The organism is Streptomyces sp. NPDC107765 (assembly GCF_055657085.1).
Genome location: NZ_JBVKBL010000024.1, coordinates 1 through 16,815 on the forward strand (window position 1 = coordinate 1; position 16,815 = coordinate 16,815).

Annotated in this window: 15 protein-coding genes; 7 read left to right on the forward strand and 8 right to left on the reverse strand. The window is 74.2% G+C overall.

Annotated elements, in window-relative coordinates; translation table 11 throughout:
* The first annotated feature begins 412 nt into the window (after nt 1-412).
* Genes ACZ7MX_RS37060 through ACZ7MX_RS37070 form a run of 3 tightly spaced genes read left to right on the forward strand, consistent with a single transcriptional unit; the run spans nt 413 to nt 2,698 of the window.
* Entirely contained in the window at nt 413-1,192 is a 780-nt protein-coding gene (locus ACZ7MX_RS37060; protein WP_472138766.1) for a GNAT family N-acetyltransferase, read from the forward strand.
* Nucleotides 1,189-2,058 (forward strand): lysophospholipid acyltransferase family protein, encoded by an 870-nt coding sequence (locus ACZ7MX_RS37065; RefSeq protein ID WP_472138768.1) that lies wholly within the window; start codon nt 1,189-1,191, stop codon nt 2,056-2,058. The genes ACZ7MX_RS37060 and ACZ7MX_RS37065 overlap by 4 nt, the downstream gene beginning before the upstream one ends.
* Nucleotides 2,051-2,698 carry a DedA family protein gene (locus tag ACZ7MX_RS37070; RefSeq protein WP_472138770.1) on the forward strand — a complete coding sequence of 216 codons (648 nt, stop codon included), beginning with the start codon at nt 2,051-2,053 and terminating at the stop codon, nt 2,696-2,698. Before ACZ7MX_RS37065 ends, ACZ7MX_RS37070 begins: the two co-directional genes overlap by 8 nt.
* Nucleotides 2,699-2,812: 114 nt before the next feature.
* Here ACZ7MX_RS37070 and ACZ7MX_RS37075 read toward each other — a convergent pair whose 3' ends face one another.
* The 6 genes from ACZ7MX_RS37075 to ACZ7MX_RS37100 all read right to left on the reverse strand — a co-directional run bounded on the left by ACZ7MX_RS37075 (nt 2,813) and on the right by ACZ7MX_RS37100 (nt 9,527).
* On the reverse strand, nt 2,813-3,445 hold the full coding sequence (locus tag ACZ7MX_RS37075) for a winged helix-turn-helix domain-containing protein (protein ID WP_472138772.1): 633 nt from the start codon (nt 3,443-3,445) through the stop codon (nt 2,813-2,815).
* A 449-nt stretch (nt 3,446-3,894) separates the two neighbouring features.
* Nucleotides 3,895-4,566, reverse strand: coding sequence for a rhomboid-like protein (locus tag ACZ7MX_RS37080; protein WP_472138774.1), 672 nt, complete (start codon nt 4,564-4,566; stop codon nt 3,895-3,897).
* 1 nt (nt 4,567) lies between these two features.
* Entirely contained in the window at nt 4,568-5,497 is a 930-nt protein-coding gene (locus ACZ7MX_RS37085; RefSeq protein WP_472138776.1) for a DUF6891 domain-containing protein, read from the reverse strand.
* 144 nt (nt 5,498-5,641) lie between these two features.
* Nucleotides 5,642-6,664, reverse strand: coding sequence for a glutamine synthetase (gene glnII, locus ACZ7MX_RS37090; RefSeq protein WP_472138778.1), 1,023 nt, complete (start codon nt 6,662-6,664; stop codon nt 5,642-5,644).
* Between the two features lie 206 nt (nt 6,665-6,870).
* Nucleotides 6,871-8,064 (reverse strand): ARPP-2 domain-containing protein, encoded by a 1,194-nt coding sequence (locus ACZ7MX_RS37095; RefSeq protein WP_472138779.1) that lies wholly within the window; start codon nt 8,062-8,064, stop codon nt 6,871-6,873.
* The gene (locus tag ACZ7MX_RS37100) at nt 8,061-9,527 is read right to left on the reverse strand and encodes a hypothetical protein (protein ID WP_472138780.1); all 1,467 of its coding nucleotides are present in this window, start codon (nt 9,525-9,527) and stop codon (nt 8,061-8,063) included. The genes ACZ7MX_RS37095 and ACZ7MX_RS37100 overlap by 4 nt, the downstream gene beginning before the upstream one ends.
* A 246-nt stretch (nt 9,528-9,773) precedes the next feature.
* Between ACZ7MX_RS37100 and ACZ7MX_RS37105 the strand changes: the two genes are divergently transcribed.
* The 3 genes from ACZ7MX_RS37105 (at nt 9,774) to ACZ7MX_RS37115 (ending at nt 12,760) form a co-directional block, all read left to right on the forward strand.
* Complete coding sequence (locus ACZ7MX_RS37105; protein WP_472138781.1) at nt 9,774-10,682, forward strand: Gfo/Idh/MocA family protein; 909 nt, start codon at nt 9,774-9,776, stop codon at nt 10,680-10,682.
* A 118-nt stretch (nt 10,683-10,800) separates the two neighbouring features.
* Complete coding sequence (locus ACZ7MX_RS37110; RefSeq protein WP_472138783.1) at nt 10,801-12,360, forward strand: AMP-binding protein; 1,560 nt, start codon at nt 10,801-10,803, stop codon at nt 12,358-12,360.
* A gap of 127 nt (nt 12,361-12,487) precedes the next feature.
* On the forward strand, nt 12,488-12,760 hold the full coding sequence (locus ACZ7MX_RS37115; RefSeq protein WP_472138785.1) for a hypothetical protein: 273 nt from the start codon (nt 12,488-12,490) through the stop codon (nt 12,758-12,760).
* A gap of 65 nt (nt 12,761-12,825) precedes the next feature.
* Here ACZ7MX_RS37115 and ACZ7MX_RS37120 read toward each other — a convergent pair whose 3' ends face one another.
* The gene (locus ACZ7MX_RS37120; protein WP_472138787.1) at nt 12,826-13,404 is read right to left on the reverse strand and encodes a PadR family transcriptional regulator; all 579 of its coding nucleotides are present in this window, start codon (nt 13,402-13,404) and stop codon (nt 12,826-12,828) included.
* 47 nt (nt 13,405-13,451) lie between these two features.
* Nucleotides 13,452-15,446: an FAD-dependent oxidoreductase gene (locus ACZ7MX_RS37125; protein ID WP_472138926.1), complete on the reverse strand. Its 1,995-nt coding sequence runs from the start codon at nt 15,444-15,446 to the stop codon at nt 13,452-13,454.
* Between the two features lie 400 nt (nt 15,447-15,846).
* Between ACZ7MX_RS37125 and ACZ7MX_RS37130 the strand changes: the two genes are divergently transcribed.
* The gene (locus tag ACZ7MX_RS37130; protein ID WP_472138789.1) at nt 15,847-16,758 is read left to right on the forward strand and encodes a HalD/BesD family halogenase; all 912 of its coding nucleotides are present in this window, start codon (nt 15,847-15,849) and stop codon (nt 16,756-16,758) included.
* Nucleotides 16,759-16,815: the final 57 nt, after the last annotated feature.

The following is a 16,815-nucleotide window of genomic DNA, read 5'->3' on the forward strand; positions in this document are numbered from 1 at the left end:
CGGAGGGGCCGGTGTTTGGGACGTAAAGCGACAGCAGTCCCAAACACCGGCCCCGGAGGCCCGTCACCGCACCCACAACAAACCCAGCCCGCCGCAGGCGCAACGGCGAGACCACCCGCGGCGGGACGGCCAAGTACGTAGGGGGCGCCGCAAAGCGCGCAACGGCGAGCAACCCCGACGGCGGGAAAGACGGGTACGTGCGGCGCGCCGCAAAGCGCACAACGGCAAGCCCCGCGGCGGGACGGCCAAGTACGTGGGGGGACAAAACACAGTGTTCCGCGGAGGCTCACCCGTTCGCCCCCTCGCCTTCACGCGACCGGCCGGGCGGCGCGGGAACAGTCTGCCGCGTAGAGAAGGGCCAGGTCAGCCCCGTTCGTCGACTCGTCGGCCTTCCACTCCCCATGGAGCTCCCATGCGCATGGCACCGACCGCGTCCGCCCCCACCGCCGCCGCTCCCGCGGCTGCCGCTCCCACCGACACCGGCTACACCGCGCAGATGGCCGACACCCCCGAGCAGATCCGTGCGGCGCAGCGGCTGCGTCACCTGGTCTTCGCCGAGGAGATGGGCGCGACCCTGCACACCCCGCTGGCCGGCCATGACATCGACGACGTCGACGAGGTCGCCGACCATCTCGTCGTGACCCACACCGCCAGCGGCCGGATCGTCGGTACGTACCGGCTGCTGCCTCCCGGCCGCAGCCCGCGGCTCTACTCGGACGGTGAGTTCGACCTCGGCGCCCTCGCCGCGCTGCGGCCCTCGCTCATCGAGGCCGGCCGCTCCTGCGTGCACCCCGATCACCGCGACGGCGCGGTGATGACCCAGATGTGGGCCGCGCTCGCCCGTTACACGCTGCTCTCCGGTCACCGCTATCTGGCCGGCTGCGCCTCCGTCCCGCTCGCCGACGGTGGTACGGCCGCCGCCCACGCCTGGGAACTGGGCCGCACCCGCTACGCCGCCCCGCCCGAGCTGCAGGTCACCCCGCACCGGCCGTGGCACTCCACCGTCCCCGTGCCGGGGCGTCCCAGCCTTGCCCAGCTGCCGCCGCTGCTGCGCGGCTACCTCCGGATCGGCGCGTTCATCTGCGGCGCGCCCGCCCATGACCCCGAGTTCGGCGTCGCGGACTTCTTCGTCGTGCTGGACATGGAACGGCTCGGCGACCGCTACCGGCGCTACTTCCTGGGGGAGCGGTGAACGGCCCCTGGGACGTCCGTTCCGACTGCACCCCGGACTGCGCCCGGCACGCGCTGCCGCGGGTCCCGGCCGCCGAGGCCGTACGGCGTTCTGCGGTTTTCACCCACCGGGTGCGCCGGGCGCTGACGGACGGCGGGCGGATGGCGGACCCGGCGCGGCTGCGCGCCCACGCCGGCGCTCTGCTCGGTGCGCTGGACATCCGCCTGGAGGGCCCGGCGCCGGTGGCCGGCCCGCCGGGCACCGGGGCCGGGCCGCTCACCGCGCCGGGCGGTGGCCCCGGGACCCTCCTCGTCGTCAACCACATCTCCTGGCTCGACATCCCCGCCCTGCTCGCCGTCGAACCGGTGACCCTCCTCGCCAAGCGCGAGGTCGGCGGCTGGCCGGTCGTCGGCGGTCTGGCCCGGCGCGCCGGTACGTTCTTCATCGATCGCACGGATCCTCGTCAACTGACATCAACAGTAAGGGAGTTGAGTCGCCTGCTGGCCTCCGGGCGGTCGGTGGCGGTGTTCCCGCAGGCGACCACCTGGTGCACGGCCGGCCGGGGGGTGTTCCGCCGGGCCACCTTCCAGGCCGCCCTCGACGCCGGTGCGCCGGTCCGGCCGGTCACCCTGGAGTACGTCCAGCGGGGACGGCCCAGCACGGTGGCCGCGTTCTGCGGTGCGGACACCTTCCTCGGCTCGCTGCGCCGGGTGCTCGCCGCCCGCGCACTGACCGTACGCGTCACCGCCCATCCGCTGCTGACGACCGCGGACGGCGCGGACCGGCGGGAGCTGGCGGCGCGGGCGGAACGGGCGGCGCTGTACGGGCGGCCGGTGGCGGCCGTACCGGTACCGGGCGCGGTGCGGCCCGCGCGGGTCCATGTCTGACCAGCTCGACCACCTCGACGCGCTGGCCCGCACGCTGCCGGGCCTGCTCGGTTCGCCCTGGCTCTGGCTGGTCGTGCTGCTGGTGTCCGGGCTCGACGCGCTGTTGCCGTTCATGCCGAGCGAGACCACCGTCGTACTGGTCGCGGTGCTCATCGGTCCCGACCTGCCGCTGCTCGCGCTGCTGGCGGGCGTCGCGGCGGCCGGGGCGGTGGCCGGTGACTGCCTCGGCCACGCCGTCGGACGGTACGCGGGCCCACGGGCCGTCGCCCGGCTCCTGCGCGGCGAACGCGGCCGGGCCCGGCACGCCAGGGCCCGGGCGCGGGTGGAACGGCACGCCGCACTGCTGGTCATCGCCGGCCGCTTCGTGCCCGGTGGCCGGGTCGTCGCCGCGCTCGCCACCGGGAGCGTGCGCTATCCGCTGCGCCGTTTCGTCCTGCTGGACGCGGTGGGCGCGGGCCTCTGGGCGCTGTGCAGCGCGGCGCTCGGCGGCCTGGGCGGTACGGCGCTGGCCGGGTCGCCGGCCCGCGGGATGCTGCTGGCCTCGGCGGCCGGGCTGCTGGTGGCGGGGTGCGTGGGCTGGGTGCACCGGCGCGGGGTGCGGCACGCCCTCCCGCTCCAGGGGGAGCGGGAGGGCGTCTGACCCGAAGGGGCCGGCTCCGGCACCGGAACCCACGGTCCGGACCGGCGCCGGACTCGTACGGTCCCGACCGGCACCCGACTCGTACGGTGCGGTCCGGCGCCGGACTCGTCGGACTCAGGTGCTCGGCACGTACTTGTAGCCGACCCGCCGCACCGTCACGATCGACGACCGGTGCTCGGCGCCCAACTTGCGGCGCAGCCGGGCGACATGGACGTCGACGGTGCGGCCGTCCCCGACGTGCCCGTAGCCCCAGACCGTGGTCACCAGCTGGTCGCGGGTGTGCACCCGGTGCGGATGCGCGACCAGATGGGCCAGCAGCTCGAACTCCAGGTACGTCAGGTCCAGCGGGCGGCCCAGGACCTGGGCGGTGCGCTGCTCGGGGTCGATCCGGACGATCTCGTCGCCGGTCGGTGCGGGCACCTCGGGCCGTGCGGCCGGTGGCGGCGCGGCCGGGGCGGGGGCCTGGTCGGCCGGCACCAGGACGAGGTAGCCGACCATCGGCGGCTGGCCGGGCAGGGCCGGCAGGCTGTGCTGGGGCGCCGGCAGCCAGGTGGCGCCGGAGTTCAGCAGCTCCGCCACGGCAGGGATGCTGTGGTGCGCAGCGCCTGCACCCGGGGCGGTGGCGGGTGACGGGTGGGCTTCGTCGGGTGAGACGGCGCGCAGGCGGTGACGGTTCGGGTGCGCGGTGGTGAGGGGGGACAGGGGGGCCGTCGTGGAACCGGCGGTCAGGGTACGGACGTTCGTCATCAGGAGTCAGCTCTTTCGCGCAGAGGGGCGTCGGGGACGTCGTGCGCGCGGGCAGGGCTGGGGACGCCGGTCAGCGGCGTCGATGAGGTGTGTGCGGGCCCGCGCTCAGTGCGCGCGGCAACACAGACGGTCGAAAGCGTGCGCCTGCCGGGACGGCCAGAAGGGCTCGAGGTCGCTGCGACCTGTCGCGGTGTCGGTGAGGCTGGCCATGGCTCCATTGAACCAGACAGTCGGTGTTCTGTCCCTCGTGTGGGTGGCGGTGTGACGCGAATCCACCGCACCCGGGCGGCACATACCGCCGGACCGGGCGCGATTCCGTTCCGACTCGGCCTGTGGGGAGAGGAGTTGGGGCGGGGGAGGGGAGCGGGCGGGTGGCCGAAATCCGTCATCGCCGATCCGTTGGCGGCCCGCTGTCGCCTATCCCTGGTCCGCCAGGGGCCTGCTGTCGTCTATCCCTGGTCCGTCAGCGACCTGCTGTCGCGTATCCCCCATTTGCCCCCTTTCTGGGTGTGCCGTCCTGCACGTATGCCGGCTCCGGTCGCCGTTCCGAGTGCCAGCGCGGTCAGATGGCCGGCGTCGGTGAATGTCCGCCCGCGGCGCAGTACGGGCCGTATTCCCAGGGCCAGCAGGCCGGCCGTGGCGGCGGTCCGGACACCGCGGTGCGGGACGGACGCGGCGAGCGCGCCCAGGGTGGCGTAGAAGCCGTAGCTGGCGCCGACGTCGACGGCGTGCGAGGTCGGGTCCCCGGGCCCGCGCAGGTGGGTGCGGGCGCGCAGGCCGGCGTGGACCAGCAGGCTGGCGCCGATGTGGCCGGCCGCGAAGACCCCCGCCGTGCGCCGTACTCCCCAGCGCCGCTCGGCCGTGCCGAGAACGGCGAGCAGTGCCGCGCCGTACGGCACCGGAAGCGGCGCCTCGACGAACCCGGCGCTGGTCAGCAGCGTGCCCCAGCGGCCGGCCCGCAGATTGGCGACGTTGGTCGAGTGTGCGCGCAGCAGCTCCGTCCGGCGGCGGGCGGGCAGCCGCGCGGTGGCGTACGCGCCGAGCTGGACGGCTCCCACGTACAGCGGTGCGGCCCAGGGCACGCGGGACGGACGGGACGGGCGGAGCGGTCGGGGTGTCATCTCAGGCCCCCGTCGGCAGGCGCTTGCGCCAGTCCAGCGGGGCGAGGTCGATCACGCGATCCGGATCGCCGTCCCACCGCACCGGCAGGCCCGCCTCGGCCAGCGCCGCGGCCACCGCCCGGCCGACCTCGGCCCGCCGCTCGCCCGGCACTTCCCCGGCGTCCTGGCCGGGGCCGGGGTAGGCGCCGTAGCGGACCGCGAGGCCGTGGCCCTCGGCGGCCGCCGCGGTGTCCTGGTGGTGGAAGAAGACGAAGCCCCGGTCGCCCTCGGCCCGCTCGCCGCCTATCTCGCCCAGTGCGCAGCTGCTGCAGCAGGTGAAGTCCATCCGGGCGGTCAGTCCCTGGTCCGCCAGCGCGGCGAAGGCCCGGGCGATCCGGTCGGGGTCGGTCACCTCCGGCCATCCGGCCTGCTCGGTGAGCCGCTGCTCCCACAGCTGCGCCACGATCCGCCGTGCCTCCTCCTTCGAGACCTCGGCCTCCGCGGGGTCGAAGCCGTCCTGGACGTCCCTGACGACCTCGTGGAAGGCGCGGAAGCCGGAGCGTATGCCGGCTTGGGCCCGCTCCTCGGCCTCCGCGCGGATCGCGGGGTCCAGGCCGGGGGTGGCGAAGAGGTCGGCGGGCCGCCAGTCCAGGGCCGTACGCCACGCCTGCCCGCCGCCGGCCCAGTCCAGGAACACCTCGACGACCCGCTCGGCGTCCGCGGTCGAGGCCGTGAAGTGCCGCTCCGGAGCGCCGTCGCGGTGCTCCACGGCGAACGGCCCGTCGCCGTCCCGCCAGGTCTGTATGTACACCTGGTCCTCGTCGGGCAGCCGCTCGACGACCGCGAAGTGGTCGCCGTCGGCGCCGATCCGCCGCAGCAGCCCGGCCAGCTCCGCGGCGGTGGGGCGCGAAAGGTCCGCCCCGGACTCGGTCTTGACGCTGATCGCAAGCATGATGACAGCCTGCCATCCGCCACTGACAACGCCGCCCGGCGGCCGGGCGCGTGGACGGTGGGCGGCGGACGCGCGGCCCGGGACGCCGGATGCGCGAAGGGGCCGGACCCGCCGGTCCGGCCCCCGTATGCGCTACGGCCCGTCTCAGACCTGCTCGCGCCGCGCCAGCTCCGTGCAGCAGGTGTCCACGATCAGCCGGGTCACCACGTACGGGTCGACGTTGGCGTTCGGCCGCCGGTCCTCGATGTAGCCCTTCTTCTCGACCTCGACCTGCCAGGGGATGCGCACCGACGCACCGCGGTCCGAGGCGCCGTAGCTGAACTCGTCCCAGGGCGCGGTCTCGTGCGCACCGGTGAGCCGGTCCTCGATGCCGGTGCCGTACTGGCGGACGTGCTCCAGCGGCTTGCCGTCCGCGCCCAGCGCCTCGCAGGCGGTGATGATCGGGTCGTAGCCCTCGCGCATCGCGCGGGTGGAGAAGTTGGTGTGCGCGCCCGCGCCGTTCCAGTCGCCCTTGGCCGGCTTGGCGTCCAGCGACGCGGTGACGCCGAACTCCTCCGCCGTGCGGTGCAGCAGCCAGCGCGCCACCCACATGTGGTCGGAGACCTCCAGCGGCGGCAGCGCGCCCACCTGGAACTCCCACTGGCCCGGCATGACCTCGGCGTTGATGCCGGACAGCCCCAGCCCGGCGGCCAGGCACAGGTCAAGGTGCTTCTCGACGATCTCGCGGCCGAAGATCGCGTCGGCGCCCACGCCGCAGTAGTAGTCGGCCTGCGGGGCCGGGTAGCCGCCGCCCTCGGGGAAGCCGAGCGGCCGCTCGCCCTTGAGGAAGGTGTACTCCTGCTCGATGCCGAAGATCGGCTCCTGGTCCGCGAACTTCTCCGCCACCGGGCGCAGCAGCGCACGGGTGTTGGAGGAGTGCGGGGTGAGGTCGGTGTTGAGCACCTCGCACAGCACCAGCAGGTGGTCCCCGCCACGGATCGGGTCCGGGCAGCTGAAGACCGGTTCGAGGACGAGGTCCGAGGAGTGGCCCTCCGCCTGGTTCGTGCTGGACCCGTCGAAGCCCCAGCGCGGCAGCGTGCCCGCGTCGGCCAGGATCTTCGTCTTGGAACGGAGCTTGGCGGTCGGCTGGGTGCCGTCGATCCAGATGTACTCGGCCTTGATGGTCACGGGGTCCTCTTATACGGGTAGGTGCGGGTACGCGTGCGGGCGTACGTTCGCACTCTCGCAACGAGCCGTTTCTCGTCCGTTGCCCATATGTGAACCGCAGGTTACTCAGTCGGACATCCCGCCATTCGGAAGGGATTCGCCCCGTTCTGCCCAGGAATCCATGGTCGGTTATCTGCCGGTTTGTGGCTGATGCTGTGGCACAGACCTCAGCCGCGCCCCTTCGCCACGCCCTCGGCGGGCGGCTTCAGCAGCCCCTCGAACCCCAGGTGTGTCACCCGCCGGACGAGCTCCGGACCGCTGATCCCCATCGCCTCCGCGGTGCGGCCCACGTGCCAGTCGTGGGCCGCCAGCCGGTGCAGCACATGACCGCGCCGGACCTGCTTGTCGGTCAGCCGGAACGACTTGAGGTAGGCGACCCGCCCCTTGCCGTCGGTGATCGTTTCGCCGATGTGCTGGGTGCGATGCAGCGCGAACGGCGGCAGGAACCGGGACAGCCGGAACCGCCCCATCCGGTACGCCTGCCGCACCTCGTAGGACTCGTCCAGCAGCTCACCCGCCATCAGGACGGCGTGCCGGCTCTCCCACTCCTGCTGCCGCCGTTCGGCGGCGGACCGCAGCTCGGCGAGCGAGTTGACGTACTCCGCCGCGATCCGGGCCGTGAACTCCGGCACCGGCCCGCCGTAGAGGGCGTACTGGTACATCAGCTCGCCGTACAGGTCCTGTAGCAGCGACGGGTGCAGCGCCCGGTAGTCGTCCGGATGCGGCACCACGAAGGCGGCGGCCAGGGCGTCGGCGACGTACACCAGCACCCCGCACTGCCCGGGATGGATCTCGAAGACCCGCAGCGCGTCGTCGAGCCCGGGGATCGCCTCGCCCCGGTAGGCCCGCTCCGCGCGCGGCGAGAGTCCGTCACGGACCGCCCGCCGGGTCCACTCCTCCCACACGATCGACGGACCGCCGAAGTGCAGCGCCAGATAGCCGTCGAGCGCCAGATGGAGCGGCAGGAACCGCAGCCCGCCCGAGGGGCCGCCGGACGCTTTCCCCTTTCCGGGCCCCGTCCCAGCCCCCGGCCCCGCCTCCTCGCCGCGCCGCCGCTGGACGAGCTTGCGCGGAAGGTGCAGCGGCGCGCACACCACCGGGCCCCGCTCATCGCTCAGCTGCGAGCCGTACGCGGCGGCCGGCGACCCGTCGCCCGTCCAGTTCGCCACGAAACCGTGCGGTACGTACGCCGTGTAGGGCGTGCCGCGCTCGCCCCGGAACGTCAGCGGACCGTCCTCGTACAGCTCGCGGTGCAGCCGCAGATCGGTGATCGGCTCCGCCCGCACCAGCGGGACCAGCCGGACCGCGCCCCACACCTGCGCCGGCCGGGCCCGCAGCCCGCTCAGATCCAGCCTGCTCATCCCGCCGCCCCCTCTTCCCGGACCGGTTCCCCGTCCTCCGCCAGGAACTGCCGCACCCGCTCGTCCAGATGGGCCCGCAGCTCGGCGAGCCCGGTCCGGCCCTCGGCGAACCGGGCGAGCTGTACCAGGGCCGGCAGGTCCTCGGCGTCGCGCACCCCGGCCGTCGGCACCACGGGGGACAGCCGCCGCACCGTGAAGTCCTCGGCGTCGTAGACCGGGTTGAGGTGGACCACGGAGGTGGTGCCGCGCGGGTCGAGCCGGGTCCGCCAGACCCGCAGCACCTCACCGGCCAGTCCGGGCGGCGCGTTGTCCCAGCCGTCCGAGACGATCACCAGCCGCTCGGGCGCGTACTCCAGCGCGTCCAGCACCCGCATGCCCAGCGGGGTCGGCCCGTACGGGTGGGCCAGCAGCGCGTCCTGCCGCCCGGAGGTCCACAGCGGAAGATACGCCTCCGCCAGCGCCTCCAGCAGGAAGTGGCAGGCCAGCGCGGTCGCCAGCGGGCGGCGCCGCTTCTGCCGCGAGCCGGTGGTGGAGTAGCTGTCGTCCAGTACGGCCGCCACCCGCCCCCACGTCCCGGCCCGTGCCCCGGCGGTGCGCCGCGCCGCCGCCCGCAGCGCCCCGGTCAGCTCGGCCCGGCGCGCGACCCGGTCGTCCAGCGGCAGCCCCAGGACGTACGAGGCGAGCCGGGTCAGCGGCATCCCGGTGAGATCGCGGTCCACCTCGGCGCCGTGCGTACGGGCCGACTCCTGCACCCGCAGCCGCTCCCGCCGCGTCATCCGCGGGGCGATCCGCTCCAGGAAGGCCCGCCGTCCGATGCCGTGCGCCGCCGCGAACCCCTCGGCGACGGTGAACGGCAGCTCGTACAGCGCGCCCTGCTCGTAGTGCGCCCGGCGCCAGGCGTCCAGCAGCGGGGTGTCGAACTGCTTCCGGCGGCGCGGCGCGAACAGGAAGTCGCCCAGCTCGCCACCGTCCTGGCCCGGTCCGCGCAGCGGCAGATGGGCGTGGCGCGCCGCGCACGTGAGGCCGGCCCGGTACTTCACCGCGTCCAGCGCCGGGTCCGGGCGCGCGGCGACCCAGTCGCGGATGATCGCGCGGGTCCGGCGGTTGTTCACCCCGGCCGCGGCGAGCGCCCGGAACAGGCGGTACACCCGCGGTGCGGGCAGCCGCGCCAGCCGGGCCGCGATCAGCCGTCCTTCGGTGCGCCGCCCGTCCGCCGTCGCCTCGCCCGCGGTCTCCAGCAGCCGGCGCACGATCAGCGCGGCGTTGTGGTCGTTGATGTCCAGGGCGAGCGAAGCGGCGTACAGCGGGCGGTAGTTGATCCGCACGTACTCGTGCAGGAAGTCCAGCGACAGCTGCTGTTCCGCCGCGCCGGAGCGGAACTCCCGCTGGCCGGTGGCCGTGATCGCGGCGTTCACGAACAGCAGCACGTCCTCGGCCGCCACCAGCTCCGGGCAGCTCTGCACCGGCGTCCTCCCCGTCGTCGGACGCCGGCCGGGGAATGGGGGCACGAACAGCGAATCGTTGCTTTGCAGAGCAGGTCCGGAAGTCGCACCGGAGTCCCGCGGCCGGCTGGGGGAAACGTAACACCGGGCGGGCGCGGCGGGCATGCCGATTACCGGCCGGGACAACGGCCCGGCCGCCCCGGGGACACGGCCCGGCCGCCCCGGGGAATCGGCCGTCCGCCGCCCGCCCCGGGGGACACTGGCCGCATGACGATCATGCGCATCGGACTCCTCGGTACCGGCCCCTGGGCGCGCAGCGTCCACGCCCCCGCCCTCGCCGACCACCCCGGCGTCGCCTTCATCGGCGTCTGGGGGCGCCGCGCGGAGGCCGCCGCCGCCCTCGCCCAGGCCCACGGCACCCGCCCGTACGAGAGCCCCGACGAGCTGTGCGCCGACTGCGACGCCGTGGCCATCGCGCTGCCGCCGTCCGTACAGGGGCCGTTGGCCGAGCGCGCCGCGCGGGCCGGCTGCCATCTGCTGCTGGACAAGCCGGTCGCCACCTCCGTGCCCGGGGCCCGGGCGGTCGCCGAGGCCGCCGACCGGGCGGGGGTGGCCTCGGTGGTCTTCTTCACCGCGCGCTTCGGCGCGGAGGAAGGCGAGTGGATCGCCGCGCAGGCGGCCACGGGCGGCTGGTTCACCGCGCACGCCGACTGGCTCGCGCCGGTCTTCTCCGCCGGCTCCACCAGCCCGTACGCCCACTCGCCGTGGCGCCGCGACAAGGGCGGCCTGTGGGACGTCGGCCCGCACGCGCTCTCCGTCCTGCTGCCCGTCCTGGGCGACGCGGAGGAGGTGACCGCCACCAGGGGCCCGGCCGACACCGTGCTCCTGACGATGCGGCACGGCAGCGGCGCGGCCAGCACCGCGACGGTCGGGCTGACCGCCCCGGCCGCCGCGGCCGGCGTCGAGGTCACCCTCCGCGGCACGGCCGGCGTCACCACCCTGCCCCGCCGCCGGCACGGCCCCGGAGCGGCCTACCACCGCGCCCTCGACGCCCTGCTCGCCGCGGTGGAGACCGGTCTGCCGAACGCCTGCGACGTCCACTTCGGCCTCCGGGTCACCGAGATCCTGGCGGCGGCGGAGGAGTCCCTCACCCCGCTCATGCCTCAACGGTCATGAGTACATGGCGCATTTGGTCGTGGAGGGCATGAGAGATCGGCCGTAGCGTCGGTTCCGCCGGCCGGTCACCGTCCGGCCGCCGACCACCCCGAGCACCGCACCGAGGAGCACACCGTCGATGCCACCCGCCACCGGCTTCACCAGTTACGCCGACACCATCCTGGCCGCCCTCGCCCGTGACCCGGAGCGGCTCGCGCTGACCGGCCCGGAGGGCCACCCCGACCTCACCGCGGGTGAGCTGCGCGCCACCGTCCACCGCATGGCGGCGGTGCTCGACGCCCGCGGCATCGGCCGCGGTCACACGGTCTGCCTGCTCAGCGGCAACCGCCCCGAGGTGCTCGCGGCCCGCTACGCCGTCAACCTCCTCGGCGCCCGGGTGGTCTTCCTCTACGACGGCATGGCCGCCGAAGCCCTGGCCCGGATAGCCGGCAGCGTCGAACCGGCCCTGCTCGTCGTCGACCCCGAACTGCACGCCACCGCACGGGAGATACTCCGCCGGCTGCCGGACCCGCGCCCCGAGGTGCTGACCCTCGGCCCGGCGCCCGCCCCCGCCCTCGGCGCGGACCTGCTCGCCGCCTGCGCCGCGCTCCCGGCCACCCCCGAAATGCCGAGCCGCGCCCACCCGGAGGACGACTGGTGCATCCGGCACACCGGCGGCACCACCGGCATCCCCAAGGGCGTCCGGATGGCGCACGCCCCCTACGGCGCGATGCTCGCCCACATGGCGCCCGGGCCCGAAGGCGGGCCCGCCCGGTTCCTGGCCTGCACCTCGCTCGCCCACCTGGCGGGCATCCTGTCCGACCTCACCCTCGCCGGCGGCGGCACCGTCGTGCTGCACCGCTCCTTCGACCCCGCCGCCGTGCTCGCCGCCGTCGCCCGCGACCGCATCACCGACCTGTGGCTGCTGCCGCCGCTGCTCTACCGTCTGCTGGACGACCCCACCCTCCCCACCACCGACCTCAGCTCCCTCGCCCGTATCACCTACGGCGGCTGCCCCGCCTCGCCCTCCCGTCTGCTGCAGGCCGCCGAGGTCTTCGGCCCGGTGCTGCACGGGATGTACGGCATGTCCGAGGCGATGAGCATCAGCCTGGCCCTCCCGGAGGACCACGTGCCCAGCGGGCCCGGCGGCCGGATCACCGTCGGCCGCGCGCTGCCCGGCGTGGAGATCGCCGTTCGGGACGCGGACGGCCGCGACCTGCCGACGGGGGAGCCGGGCGAGGTCCACGTCCGCTCCGACGGTGTGATGGCCGGCTACTGGAAGCAGCCCGAGGAGAGCGCGCGGGCCCTGCCCGGTGACGGCTGGCTGCGCACCGGGGACGTCGGCTGCCTGGACGACGAGGGCCGGCTCTACCTCGTCGACCGGGTCAAGGACGTGATCATCGTCGTGGGCGGCCATGTCCACCCGGCGGAGATCGAGGACCTGCTGCACACCCACCCCGCGGTCGCCCACTGCGCCGTCTACGGGGTGCGCACCGCGGACGAGACCGAGGAGGTGCACGTCGCGGTCGTCCCCGCCCCGGGCCGGACCGTGGACCTGGCCGACCTCCGCGCGTTCGTCACCGCACACAAGGGCGCCATGTACGCCCCGGCCGCCGTCCGTGTCGTCGACGCCATCCCGCTCACGCCCGTCGGCAAACCCGACAAGACGGTGCTGCGGGCGGGTGCCGCCACGGTCTGACGAAGACCCGCACCAAGGCCCCTGGCCGGCGCCCCAAATCGGCTCTGGCCAGGGGCTTTTGTCAGTGCCGGCCGGTAGAATGGGAACCAGTCAGTGAGGGTTTTCCCAGCGCTCCAGGAGGTCGCCCGTGGCTGTTGCCGTACCGATGACGAAGCCTCTCCCCGCCCACCCGCTGCCCAAGAAGCCCCTGCCCGCCGGCTGGCCCCGCGAGCGGTACGAATCCCACAACCGCCGCCTGAAGGCCATGCGCCTGGCCATCGCCCTGCTCGACACCGGCGTCTACCGCCCCGAGCAGGCCCCCAACCACCGGATCCGCAGCACCGCCGCCCGGATAGGGGTGCACGCACCCTCCGACACGACCTGCCGCCTGGTGCGCGCGCTGCTCTACGACAACTGCTGACGACCCGCCGACACACGCCCGCGCTTCGCGCCACCTGCTGACGACACCGGCGGGCGGCCCGGGGATCACTCCCCGGGCCGCCCGTCCGCTCCTCCGTCGTCCTCCCCGCCGTCCGCCATGTCCTCGACCTCGGCCAGGGCCTCCTGGAGCCACTGCACCCAGAAGGTCTCCAGCCCGACCCCGGCCCGCAGCACGAGCCGCCGCAGCCGGTCCTCCGGGTCGGACACCGCCCCGAAGTCGCGCGCCTCGATCTCCTCGTACTCCGCCAACTGCCGCTGGTGCAGCGCCAGATGGCGCCGCAGCTCGGCGTCCAGCCCGGCCCGTCCGACGACCGCCGCCGCCCGCAGCCGCAGCACCAGCGCATTGCGCACCGGCTTGGCGTCCTGCTCGCCGGACGCCCACGCGGTCAGCTCCGCGCGCCCGGCCGGCAGCACCTCGAACTCCTTCTTCTGCCCGCGCGACGGCGCCTCCGACGGCAGCGCCCGGATGAACCCGGCCTGCTCCAGCTTCCCCAGCTCCCGGTAGATCTGCTGGTGCGTGGCCGGCCAGAAGTACCCGATCGACCGGTCGAACCTCCGGGTCAGCTCCAGCCCCGACGACGGCTTCTCCAGCAGGGCGGTGAGGATCGCGTGGGGGAGGGACATGGGGGAATCCTAGGCAGGCCGGGCGCCGGTCCGGGGGCCGCCGCGGCTCAGAGCGCCGCCGCCAGCTCCGTCCCCTGCTTGATGGCGCGCTTGGCGTCCAGCTCGGCGGCGACGTCCGCACCGCCGATCAGATGCACCGCCCGCCCCTGCGCCCGCAGCTCCTCGTACAGGTCCCGGCGGGGCTCCTGCCCGGTGCACAGCACGACGGTGTCCACCGGCAGCGTGCGGGCCTCACCGTCGATCGTGACGTGCAGCCCCGCATCGTCGATCCGCTCGTACGTCACCCCGGGGACCATCGTCACGCCCCGGTGCCGCAGCTCCGTGCGGTGGATCCACCCGGTGGTCTTGCCCAGCCCGGCGCCCACCTTGGACGCCTTGCGCTGGAGCAGGTGCACCTGGCGCGGCGGCGCGGGCCGCTCCGGCGCCCGCAGCCCGCCGCGGTCGCCGTACCCGGTGTCCACGCCCCAGCCCCGGAAGTACGTCTCCGCGTCCTGGCTCGCCCCGTCCCCGGCGTCGGTCAGGAACTCCGCGACGTCGAAGCCGATGCCGCCCGCCCCGATGACCGCGACCCGCGCGCCCACCTCCGCGCCGTGCCGCAGCACGTCGAGGTAGCTGACCACGCTCGGGTGGCCGATCCCCTCGATCTCCGGGATCCGCGGGGTGACACCGGTGGCGACCACCACCTCGTCGTACGCCCCCAGGTCGGCCGCGGTCACCGCGGTGTTCAGCCGGACGTCCACCCCGCGCAGCGCCAGCTGCTCGCGGAAGTAGCGCAGCGTCTCCTCGAACTCCTCCTTGCCGGGCACCCGCTTGGCGATGTTCAGCTGCCCGCCGATCTCGTCCGCGGCCTCGAACAGCGTGACCTGGTGCCCGCGCTCGGCGGCCGACACCGCACAGGCGAGCCCGGCCGGCCCGGCGCCGACCACCGCGAGCCGCTTGCGCAGCCGGGTCGGCGCGAGCACCAGCTCGGTCTCGTGGCAGGCCCGCGGATTCACCAGGCACGAGGTGATCTTCCCGCTGAAGGTGTGGTCGAGGCAGGCCTGGTTGCAGCCGATGCAGGTGTTGATCTCCGCGGCCCGCCCGTCCGCCGCCTTCGCCACGAAGTCCGGGTCGGCGAGGAAGGGCCGGGCCAGCGACACCATGTCGGCCCGCCCGTCGGCGAGCAGCTCCTCGGCGACCTCAGGGGTGTTGATCCGGTTGCTGGTCACCAGCGGCACCGAGACCGCGCCCATCAGCCGCTTGGTCACCCAGGTGTACGCCCCGCGCGGCACCGACGTCGCGATGGTCGGGATGCGGGCCTCGTGCCACCCGATGCCGGTGTTGATGATCGTCGCGCCCGCCGCCTCGATCTCCTTGGCGAGCGTGACGACCTCCGCAAGCGTCGAGCCGCCCGGCACCAGGTCCAGCATCGACAGCCGGTAGATCAGGATGAAGTCCGGCCCGACCCGCTCCCGCGTCCGCCGCACGATCTCCACCGGGAACCGCATCCGGTTCTCGTACGAGCCGCCCCACCGGTCGGTGCGGTGGTTGGTCGCGCCGACCACGAACTCGTTGATCAAGTACCCTTCCGAGCCCATGATCTCGACCCCGTCGTACCCCGCCGACCTGGCAAGTTCCGCCGCCCGTACGTAGTCCTCGACGGTCTGCTCCACCTCGGCGTCGGTGAGCGCGTGCGGGGTGAACGGGCTGATCGGCGCCTGGATCGCACTCGGCGCGACCAGGTCCTGGTGGTACGCGTACCGCCCGAAGTGCAGGATCTGCATCGCGATCCGCCCGCCCGCGGCGTGCACCGCCTCGGTCACGGTCCGGTGCTGCGCCGCCTCCGCCTCGGTGGTCAGCTTGGCCCCGCCCTCGTACGGCCGGCCCGCGTCGTTCGGTGCGATCCCCCCGGTGACCATCAGCCCGACCCCGCCGCGCGCCCGCTCCGCGTAGAAGGCGGCCATCCGCGCGAACCCGTTCTCGGCCTCCTCCAGGCCGATGTGCATCGACCCCATCAGCACCCGGTTGGGAAGCGTGGTGAACCCGAGGTCGAGCGGGCTCATCAGATGCGGATACGGGTTCTTCGGGCTCACGGGTGCCTCCTGGGGCGGGGTGGACTGCTACCGGTTCTAGACCAGGCGGAGGCGGTTATGCAACAAGTTGCAAAAACTGTGAGGGAGGCGACGCGGGCGGCGGGGTCCCGGCCCGCCCGCCGTTCCGCCCCGGGGGTCGTACCGAATGCGTGACGATCTCCGCACCGTGCGTCGTGTCACAGACAACGCCCCGGAATGTGTGGCAACGTCAACTCCTTCCAGCTCCCACGCCAACTCCCCTCGCACTTGAGAGAGTTGACGGAAAAAAAACGTGCAGCAACGTGCAAAGACGTGCAATGACGCGCCATGACGTGGACGCCTGCCGCACCCCGGTGCCGGCAGGCGTCTCCACGCCCGCGGAGAGGAACGCATGAGCACCGTGAACAGCATCGGCACCGCGCACGACCCCGCCCCCACCACCGCGCAGACCCCGACCCTCGACGAGGTGGTCGACACCGGCCGATACCCCCTGGCGGACCCCGACGGCCCCGAGGCGCGGGCCGTCGTCTCCCGCGCCCGGCACGAGCTGGACACCCTCGGCTGCACCGTCCTGCCGGACTTCATCCACCCCGCCCGGCGCGCGCTCCTCCGGGCCGAATGCGCCGAGATCGCGCCCCGCGCCCACTTCGACGTCGAATCGGTCAACGTCTACAACATCGCGGTCGACCGGGACCTGCCGCCCGGCCACCCCGGCCGCACGGTCTTCGAGCGCGGCAACGCCTTCGTCGCCCGGGACCGCATCCCGTCCGGCGCCCTGATCAGCCGGCTCTACGCCCACCCCGCGTTCCAGCACTTCGTCGCCCGCTGCTTCCGCCTGCCCCGGCTCCACGAGCTCGCCGACCCGTACTCCGCGCTCGTCCTGAACGTCGTCGAACCGGGCAAGGAACACCCCTGGCACTTCGACACCAACGAGTTCACCGTCAGCATGCTCACCCAGGAGGCCGGGTCCGGCGGCGACTTCGAGTACTGCCCGAACATCCGGTCCGCCCAGGACGAGCGCTTCGACGACGTCCGCGACGTCCTTCAGGGCCGGGGCGAGCGGATGGTCCACCGCCTTCCGCTCCGCCCCGGCGACCTGCAGCTGTTCAAGGGCCGCTACTCGCTGCACCGGGTCAGCCCGGTGCGGGGCGCGACCGCACGCCACTCGGCGATCTTCGCCTACAGCGAGCGCCCCGGCGTCATCGGCAGCGTCGCCCGCACCCGCCAGCTCTTCGGCCGGGTCGACCCCGCACACCTGGCCGCCGAGGGCCGCGCGATACGCGGCGACCAGCTGCTGGACTAGGGCCCGGCCCATCGGACCGGCCCTGGGGACGCCCCACCGCACGGCAAACCCGCACCG

Excerpts from the sequence above, each read along its gene's own strand:
- ACZ7MX_RS37060 (WP_472138766.1), top strand. The coding sequence starts at position 413 with ATGCGCATGGCACCGACCGCGTCCGCCCCCACCGCCGCCGCTCCCGCG.
- ACZ7MX_RS37070 (WP_472138770.1), top strand. The coding sequence starts at position 2,051 with ATGTCTGACCAGCTCGACCACCTCGACGCGCTGGCCCGCACGCTGCCG.
- ACZ7MX_RS37075 (WP_472138772.1), bottom strand. The coding sequence starts at position 3,445 with ATGACGAACGTCCGTACCCTGACCGCCGGTTCCACGACGGCCCCCCTG.
- ACZ7MX_RS37080 (WP_472138774.1), bottom strand. The coding sequence starts at position 4,566 with ATGACACCCCGACCGCTCCGCCCGTCCCGTCCGTCCCGCGTGCCCTGG.
- ACZ7MX_RS37085 (WP_472138776.1), bottom strand. The coding sequence starts at position 5,497 with ATGCTTGCGATCAGCGTCAAGACCGAGTCCGGGGCGGACCTTTCGCGC.
- ACZ7MX_RS37095 (WP_472138779.1), bottom strand. The coding sequence starts at position 8,064 with ATGAGCAGGCTGGATCTGAGCGGGCTGCGGGCCCGGCCGGCGCAGGTG.
- ACZ7MX_RS37105 (WP_472138781.1), top strand. The coding sequence starts at position 9,774 with ATGACGATCATGCGCATCGGACTCCTCGGTACCGGCCCCTGGGCGCGC.
- ACZ7MX_RS37110 (WP_472138783.1), top strand. The coding sequence starts at position 10,801 with ATGCCACCCGCCACCGGCTTCACCAGTTACGCCGACACCATCCTGGCC.
- ACZ7MX_RS37120 (WP_472138787.1), bottom strand. The coding sequence starts at position 13,404 with ATGTCCCTCCCCCACGCGATCCTCACCGCCCTGCTGGAGAAGCCGTCG.
- ACZ7MX_RS37125 (WP_472138926.1), bottom strand. The coding sequence starts at position 15,446 with ATGAGCCCGCTCGACCTCGGGTTCACCACGCTTCCCAACCGGGTGCTG.
- ACZ7MX_RS37130 (WP_472138789.1), top strand. The coding sequence starts at position 15,847 with ATGAGCACCGTGAACAGCATCGGCACCGCGCACGACCCCGCCCCCACC.